A 9,220-nucleotide genomic window follows, 5' to 3' on the forward strand; every position below is an offset into this window, starting at 1 on the left:
CGACGTCCACCGGCGAGCCCCCGACCCCGGCGAGCCGCTCCAGCTGCGCGTCCAGCGCCGCCTCCGACTTCGCCGACACCACCCACGGCACCACACCGGGCACAACCGACGGGCCGTCGGCCGAAGAGTCCTCCTCGGAAGCCTCCTCCACCGCCTCCTCGACGATCACATGCGCGTTCGTCCCGCTGATCCCGAACGCGGACACGCCCGCGCGGTGCGGCCGGTCCACCTCCGGCCAGGCCCGGGCCTCGGTGAGTAGCTCGACGGCCCCCGCCGACCAGTCCACCTCGGCGGACGGCGCGTCGACGTGCAGCGTCTTCGGCAGCACGCCGTGCCGCAGCGCCATCACCGTCTTGATCACGCCGGCCGCGCCCGCCGCCGCCTGGGTGTGGCCGATGTTGGACTTCAGCGAGCCGAGCAGGAGCGGCTGTTCGCGGTCCTGCCCGTAGGTCGCAAGGAGCGCCTGGGCCTCGATCGGGTCGCCCAGCGGCGTCCCCGTCCCGTGGCCCTCGACGGCGTCGACTTCGCCGGCCGACAGCCCGGCGGCGGCCAGTGCCTGCCGGATGACGCGCTGCTGCGACGGGCCGTTGGGCGCCGTCAGCCCGTTCGAGGCACCGTCCTGGTTGACGGCCGAACCCCGCAGGACGGCCAGCACCGGGTGCCCGTTGCGGCGGGCGTCCGAGAGGCGCTCCAGCACCAGGACGCCCGCGCCCTCGGCCCAGCCCGTCCCGTCCGCCGCGTCGGCGAACGCCTTGCAGCGCCCGTCCGGGGCGAGCCCGCCCTGCCGGGAGAACCCGGAGAAGCTCATCGGCGTCGACAGCACGGTGACCCCGCCCGCGAGGGCCAGCGTGCACTCGTCGGCCCGCAGCGCCTGCGATGCGAGGTGCATCGCCACCAGTGAGGACGAGCACGCGGTGTCGACGGTGACCGCCGGGCCCTCCAGGCCGAAGGTGTACGACACCCGGCCGGACAGCACGCTCGCCGTCAGGCCGGTGGTCGCGTGGCCCTCCATGTCCTCGTCCGAGTTCATCACCACGCCGACGTAGTCGACGCCGGCCGTGCCGACGAACACGCCGGTGCGGGTGCCGCGCAGGCCCGCCGGGTCGATGCCCGCCCGCTCGAACGCCTCCCACGAGGTCTCCAGCAGCAGCCGCTGCTGCGGGTCCATCGCGAGGGCCTCGCGCGGCGAGATGCCGAAGAAGGAGGCGTCGAACTCGCCGGCCGCGACGAACCCGCCCTCGATCGCGGCGCTGCTGCCGCTGCCCTCGCCGAGCAGCGCCGCGATGTCCCACCCGCGGTCGGCGGGGAACCCGGTGATGCCGTCCCGCCCGTCCGCCACCAGCCGCCAGAGCTCCTCGGGGGTGGTCACCCCGCCCGGCAGGCGGCACGCCATGCCGACGATGGCGATCGGCTCGTGCCGGCCGGACTCGGCCTCCAGCAGTCGTTGGCGTGTCCGGTGCAGGTCGGCCGTGACCCACTTGAGGTAGTCAACGAGCTTGCTGTCGTTCGACATGGGGGGTGGTGCCTTCCTGTGATGAGGCGCGGTTGGTCAGCGGTCGCTCAGACGGCCGAGCTCGTTGTCGATGAAGGCCAGGACCTCGTCGGCGCTCGCTGCTTCGAGCCGATCCGCAATGGCGTCCTCGGCATTCTGCGCGTCCTGGTTTCGCAATTTCTCCAGCATTCGGCACAGCCGGAGCGACACCGCGTTCCGGGTCGCCCCGTCGGTGTCCGCGTCCGTCAAGGCCGCCAGGGCCGCGTCCAGGCGGTCGAGTTGGCCGAACAGCGCGGCGCCGTCCGCCGCGTCCTGCTCGTCCAGGAGCACGCCGAGCAGGTGTGCGGCGAGGACGGCGGACGTCGGGTGGTCGAAGACCAGGGTCGCGGGCAGGCGCAGGCCGGTGACGGCGGTGAGGCGGTTGCGCAGTTCGAGTGCCGTGAGGGAGTCCACGCCGAGGTCGTGGAAGTCCCGGTCGGCCACGACGGCCTGCGGCGAGGCGTGGCCCAGGACGGCCGCCGCCTCGGTGCGGACGAGGTCGACGACGTGGCGCAGCCGGTCGGTCTCGCGCAGCTCGTGGAGGCGGGCGGCGAGCGCGGCCACCGTGCCGGTGCGGCCGCCGGTGGACTCGGCCGCGCGACGGGCGCCGCGGACCAGGCCGCGCAGCAGCGCGGGCACGGTGCCGGGCATCCGGGCCGGACCGGCGGCGCGGCCGATGGGGACGAGGTAGGGCTCGTCGAGGCCCATGGCGGCGTCGAGCAGGGCGAGGCCCTGTTCCTCGGTCAGCGGCGGGACTCCGGTGGCGCGGATGCGGTGCAGGTCGGCCTCAGTGAGCGTCCCGGTCATGCCGGCCGTGGGCATCCAGGCGCCCCAACCCAGGGACTGGGCGGCGAGGCCCTGTCGGCGGCGCCAGTGTGCGAGGGAGTCCAGGTAGACGTTGGCCGCCGCGTAGTTGCCCTGGCCCGCCGTGCCCATCACGCCCGAGATGGAGGAGAACAGGACGAAGGCCTTGAGGTCCTGGTCCTTGGTCAGCTCATGGAGGTTCCAGGCGGCATCCACCTTCGGGCGCAGGACAGACGACAGGCGCTCGGAGGTGAGCGCGGTGACGATGCCGTCGTCCAGCACACCGGCCGCGTGCACGACACCCGTGATCGTCCGGCCGCACAGCGCCCCGGCGAGCGCCTCCCGGTCAGCGGCGTCACAGGCCACCACCTCGGCTCGGGCACCCAGCTCCGCCAGCTCGTCCGCCAGCTCGGACGCGCCCCCGCGCCGGCTCAGCAACAGCAGCTCCCGCACGCCGTGTCCGGTCACCAGGTGCCGGGCGACGAGACGGCCCAGACCGCCGGTACCACCCGTGATCACCACGGTTCCCGTGCCCCAGCCCGGCGAGCTCCCGCCGGGGGTCACTCGGGCGAGTCGGCCCACCCGCACGGCCTCGGCACGGGCGGTGAACTGGAAGTCTCCGCCGTCCAGGTGGGTGGAGAGGACAGGCAGCGCCGTCTTCACGTCCGACGCCCGCTCGACGTCGAGCAGGGCGAACCGGCCCGGGTTCTCCGCCTCGGCCGCCCGGACGAGACCCCAGACCGCGCCGCCGGCGAGGTCCGCGACCTCGCTGCCCGGTACCGCACCCTGAGTCGTGAACACCAGGCGGGCGCCTGCGAAGCGCGGCTCGGCCAGCCATTCCTGCACCAGGCCCAGCGCCCACGCCGTCACCTCGTGCACGGCCTCCGGCGTCGAACCACCCGCCACCGGCACGAGCACGACCTCCGGCACCTCGCCGGTCACGTCGGCGAGTGACGGCACGTCCTCGCCCAAGGTGACGGCCCGCACGGGCCCGGCCGCCCGTGCCGGGACGTCCACCCAGTCGAGCCGCAGCAGCGCCCCGGCCGGTCCGCTCCGCTCGGACACGGCGGACGGCTCGCCCAGCGTCAGCGACCCCGCCGACAGTACGGGCCCGCCCGCCGCGTCCACGACCTCCACCGACACCGCGTCCGCGCCGGCCCGGGCCACCCTCAGCCGCACCACGGCCGCGCCGCTCGCGTGCAGCGCCACCTCGCGCCAGTCCGTGGGCACCAGCCGCTCACCGCCGTCCGCCCCGATCAGGGCGGCGATCTGGACGGCGGCCTCCAGCAGCGCCGGGTGCAGCCCGTACGGCGCCGCGTCCTCGGCCCGGCCGGGGAGGACAGCCTCCGCGAACACCTCGTCGCCCCGCTGCCACACCGCCTGCAGCGTGCGGAACACCGGGCCGTGGTCCAGCGGGTCGTGGCAGGACTCCGGGTCCACGGCGACCGCGTCCGCCGGGGGCCACACCGAGACGTCGAAGCCGCCCTCCGCCTCGCCGACGACCAGCGTGCCGGTCGCGTGGCAGGTCCACGGACCGTCCACCGCGTCCTCCGGCCGCGCGTAGCAGCTCAGCGGGCGCGTCCCGGCCTCGTCCGGGGCGCCGGCCACCAGCTGGACGACGACGGCGCCGTCCTCGGGCAGCACCAGCGGCTCGGCGAGCGTCAGCCGCTCGACCCGGTCGCAACCCACCTGGTCGGCGGCCCGGACGGCCAGCTCCAGGAACCCGGTCGCCGGGAAGGCGGCCACGCCGCCCACCCGGTGGTCGCCCAGCCACGGCTGCGCCTTCAGCGACAGCCGGCCGGTCAGCAGCAGGCTGCCCGAGTCGGCCGGGGAGATCACCGCGCCCAGCAGCGGGTGCTCGGCCGGCCGCAGGCCCGCGCCGGTCACGTCGCCCGTGTGCGCGGCCTGGGCGGGCCAGTAGCGCTCGTGTTGGAAGGCGTACGTCGGCAGGTCGACGCGCCGGGCGCCGGTGCCGTCGAAGACCCGGGCCCAGTCGACGGGCACGCCCACGACGTGGAGGCGGGCGAGCGCCGTCAGCAGGACGCCTTCCTCCGGCCGGTCGGGGCGAAGCGCGGGGGCCGCGACGCGGTCGGCGCCCTCGTCGAGGTTCTGCTCGGCGAGGGCGGTGAGCACGCCGCCGGGACCGAGCTCCAGGTAGTCCGTCGCGCCGGCCGCGTCGAGGGTGCGGATCCCGTCGGCGAAGCGGACGGCGTCGCGGACGTGGCGCACCCAGTAGTCGGGGGTGGTGAAGTCCTCGCCGCCGACCTCACCGGTGAGGTTGGAGACCAGCGGGATCGAAGGGGCCCGGTACGTCAGCCCGTTCAGGACTTCGCGGAAGTCCTCCAGCATCGGATCCATCAGCGGCGAGTGGAAGGCGTGCGAGACCTGCAACCGCGTGGTCCTGCGGTCGGCGAAGTACCGGTGGATCGCCTCGACGGCCTCCTCGCTGCCCGAGACGACGACGGACGTCGGTCCGTTGACGGCAGCGATGGAGACGGAGCCGTCCAGCAACGGCAGGACTTCGTCCTCCGTAGCCTGCACCGCCAGCATCGCGCCGCCCTCCGGCAGCGTCTGCATGAGACGGCCCCGGGCCGCGACCAGGGCGCACGCGTCCTCCAGCGAGAACACCCCGGCGACGTGCGCGGCCGCGATCTCGCCGATCGAGTGTCCGGCGACGAACTCGGCCCGTACGCCCAGCGATTCGACGAGCCGGTAGAGCGCCACCTCGACCGCGAACAGCCCGGCCTGGGCGTACTCCGTCCGGTTCAGCAGTTCCTCGCCCGAGCCCCACACCACGTCCCGCAAGGGCACGTCCATCGCCGCACAGACCGTGTCGAACGCCTGGGCGAAGACGGGGAACCGGGCAGACAACTCCCGCCCCATCCCCAGCCGTTGCGACCCCTGTCCGGAGAACAGCAGCGCGAGCCTCCGCTCCCCCGCCGCGCCGCGCGCCACCTCGACGCCGTCCAGCAGTACCGCCCGATGCGCGAACCGCGACCGTCCGACCAGCGACAGTCCGACATCCGCCGGTGAGCCGTCCACGTCGGCGAGCCGGGCCAGTTGCGCCTCCAGCGCGGCCTCCGACGCGCCCGAGACCACCCACGGCACCACGCCGGGCGCGATGCCCGGCTCCCCGGCCTGGTCCACCAGGGGCGCCTGCTCGACGATCACGTGGGCGTTCGTCCCGCTGATCCCGAACGACGACACCCCGGCCCGGCGCGGGTGCCCGGCCTCGGGCCACTCGCGTGCCTCCGTCAGGAGTTCCACCGCGCCCGCCGACCAGTCGACGTGCGAGGACGGCGCGTCGACGTACAGCGTCTTCGGCAGCACGCCCGCCCGCATCGCCTCCACCATCTTGATCACGCCCGCGACCCCGGCCGCCGCCTGGGTGTGCCCGAGGTTGGACTTCACCGAGCCCAGGAACAGCGGGAGTTCGCGGTCCTGCCCGTAGGTCGCAAGCAGCGCCTGCGCCTCGATCGGGTCGCCGAGGGTCGTGCCCGTGCCGTGCGCCTCGACGGCGTCCACCTCGTCGGCCGACAGCCCCGCGTTGGCCAGTGCCTGGCGGATCACGCGCTGCTGGGACGGACCGTTGGGCGCCGTCAGGCCGTTCGAAGCACCGTCCTGGTTGACGGCCGAACCGCGCACGACGGCCAGGACCGGGTGCCCGTGACGGCGGGCGTCCGAGAGCCGCTCCAGCACCAGCACGCCGGCGCCCTCCGACCAGCCCGTCCCGTCGGCGCCGTCCGCGAACGCCTTGCAGCGCCCGTCCGTGGCCAGTCCGCCCTGGCGGGTGAAGCCGAGGAAGGCCATCGGCGTGGACAGGACGGTCACGCCACCGGCCAGGGCCAGGGCGCACTCGCCGCTGTTGAGCGACTGCGCGGCCAGGTGCATCGCCACGAGCGAGGAGGAGCACGCCGTGTCGATCGTGAGCGCCGGGCCCTCCAGGCCGAAGCAGTACGACACCCGGCCCGAGATCACGCTGTTGGCCAGCCCGGTGCTCGCGTGGCCCTCCACCTCCTCCCGCGAGTTCATCACCAGCGAGGCGTAGTCCTGTCCCGTCGTGCCGACGAAGACGCCGGTCCGGCTGCCGCGCAGCGCCGTCGGGTCGATGCCCGCCCGTTCGAACGCCTCCCAGGAGGTCTCCAGCAGGAGCCGCTGCTGCGGGTCCATGGCGAGGGCCTCGCGCGGCGAGATGCCGAAGAAGCCCGCGTCGAAGTCGCCCAGGCCGGCGAGGAAACCGCCCTGGCGGGTGGCGCTCACGCCGTGGCCGGTGCCGAAGAGCGCGTCAAGGTCCCATCCGCGGTCGGTCGGGAAGTCGGTGATGCCGTCGCGGCCCTCGCTCAGGAGCCGCCAGAGGTCCTCGGGGGTCCGCACCCCGCCGGGCAGGCGGCAGGCCATGCCGACGATCGCGATCGGCTCCCCGGTATCGGCGCGGGCGGCGGCCGCCGGGGTCACCGAGTCGGCTTCTTCGTCGAGGAGTTCCCCGAGGAGGTGCGCGGCGAGGGCGTGCGGGGTCGGGTAGTCGAAGACCATGGTCGCCGGGAGCCGGAGCCCGGTGACGTCGGCGAGGCGGTTGCGCAGCTCGATCGCGGTGAGGGAGTCGAACCCGAGGTCCCGGAACTCCCGCCCGGAGTCGACCGCTCGGCCCGAGGCGTGGCCCAGGACGCCGGCCGCCTCCGCGCGGACGAGGTCGACGAGGTGACGCAAGCGGTCGCCTTCGCGCAGCGAGAAGAGACGGGCGGCGAGCGCGGCGCCCGTGCCCGTGGTGCTCACGGCCGTACGGCGGCCGGCGGGCAGGAGGGCGCGGAACATCGTCGGCACCTCGCCGCGCGGGCGGGCGCCGGCGGCCATGCGGCCCGTCGCGACCAGGTACGGCTCGTCGACGCCCATGGCGGCGTCGAGCAGGGCGAGACCGTCCTCCTCGGTCAGGGGCGGGACGCCGGAGGCGTGGATGCGGTGCAGGTCGGCCTCGGAGAGCTTCCCCGTCATCCCGGCCGTCGGCACCCACGCACCCCAGCCCAGCGACTGGGCGGCCAGGCCCTGGTGGCGACGCCAGTGCGCGAGCGCGTCGAGGTAGACGTTCGCCGCCGCGTAGTTGCCCTGACCGGCGCTGCCCAACACACCGGAGATCGACGAGAAGAGGACGAAGGCCTTGAGGTCCTGGTCCTTGGTCAGCTCGTGCAGGTTCCATGCCGCGTCCACCTTCGGACGCAGGACCGTCGAGAGCCGCTCGGGCGTCAGCGCGCTCACGACGCCGTCCTCCAGCACACCGGCCGCGTGCACGACACCCGTGATCGTCCGCCCGTGCAGCGCCTCGGCGAGCGCCTCCCGGTCGGCGGCGTCGCAGGCCACGACCTCGACCTCGGCGCCCAGCGCGCGCAGTTCCTCCAGCCACGCGCCGACGCCACCGCGACGGCTCAGCAACAGCAGGCCCCGCACGCCGTGTTCCGCCACCAGGTGGCGCGCGACGAGCCGGCCGAGGCCGCCGGTGCCGCCCGTGACGACGACCGTGCCCTCGCCCCAGCCCGCAGACGACCCGCCGCCCGCGGCGCGGGTCAGCCGACCGACGCGCACGGCGCCCTCGCGGACCAGCACCTGCGACTCGCCGGTCGCCAGCACGGCGTCCAGCGGGAGCTCACCGTCCGGGGCCGTGTCCACGAGGACGAACCGGCCCGGATTCTCCGACTCGGCCGCCCGCACCAGGCCCCACACGGCAGCGCCGGCCAGGTCCACGACCTCGCCGCCCGCCATGGCACCCCGCGTGACGAAGACGAGGCGCGGGTCGACGAAGCGCGGCTCGGCCAGCCACTCCTGCACCAGGCCCAGCGCCCACGCCGTCACCTCGTGCACGGCCTCCGGCGTCGAACCACCCACCACCGGGACCACCACAGCGCCGGGCACCTCGTCGCCGAGCTCCGACAGCTCCGCGACCTCTACGCCCAGCGTCACGGACCGGACGCTCACCGGCCGGGCGGGCGCAGCCGCGACCCACTCCAGCCGCAGCAGCGACCCGTTCACCCCGTGGGAGGCAGCGGCCGGCTCGCCCAGCTCCACGGACTCCACCGACAGCACGAGCTCGCCCGCCGCGTCGGCGAGGACCAGCGACAGCGTGTCCGCACTCGTCCGCGCCAGCCGGGCCCGCGCCACCGTGGCACCCGTGGCGTGCAGCGACACCCCGGACCACGCCACCGGCACGAGCCCTCGGTCGGCGGCCCGCAGGACGGCGGCCAGCAACGCCGGATGCAGACCGAACTCGGCCGCAGAGCCTGCCGATTCGGCCGGGAGCTCGGCCTCGACGAAGGTCTCCTCGCCGCGCCGCCAGACGCCGGCGCCGTCCGCGACCGCGCCGGTCGGCGGCCACACCGCCGCGTCGAAGTCGGCGGCGCGCGCTCCCGTGGTCAGCACACCGGTGGCGTGCTCGGTCCAGGGCTCGTCGAGCCCGCCGTCGGGGCGCGAGAAGAAGGTCACCGTCCGCGCACCCGTCTCGTCCGGCGCGCCTGCCCGGACCTGAAGCATGGTGCCCGCGCCCAGGGCGAGCGGCCGGGTGACGCGGAGCCGCTCGACCCGGTCGCAGCCGACGTGGTCGCCGACCCGGATCGCGATCTCCAGGAACCCGGCCGCCGGGAAGACGTCCGCGTCGCCGTCCCACGCCGCCGCCATGCCGGGCGAGAGCCGGCCGGTGAAGACGACGTTGTCCGTGCCCGCGAGCGGCACGGCCGCCCCGAGCAGCGGGTGGTCCGCCGCCAGCAGACCGGCGGAGGCGACGTCGCCGGCGCCGCTGCCCAGGGCGGGCCAGTAGTGCTCGTGCTGGAAGGCGTAGGTGGGCAGGTCGGCGCAGTGGGCGTTGGTGCCGTCGAAGAGCCGCGCCCAGTCGACCGGGACGCC

General features: G+C 75.1%; 2 protein-coding genes. Both read right to left on the bottom strand.

What is annotated here, in order from left to right; all coding sequences use genetic code 11:
• Positions 1-1,513: type I polyketide synthase (locus ACPC54_RS41690; RefSeq protein WP_498972941.1), on the bottom strand; the 1,513-nt coding region annotated here is incomplete at its 3' end.
• 36 nt (positions 1,514-1,549) lie between these two features.
• Positions 1,550-9,220, bottom strand: a 7,671-nt coding sequence (locus tag ACPC54_RS41695; RefSeq protein WP_498972943.1) for an SDR family NAD(P)-dependent oxidoreductase, incomplete at its 5' end; no start/stop codon positions are given.

The sequence above is a fragment of the Kitasatospora sp. NPDC094028 genome (genome assembly GCF_049543595.1).
Taxonomy (GTDB): domain Bacteria; phylum Actinomycetota; class Actinomycetes; order Streptomycetales; family Streptomycetaceae; genus Kitasatospora.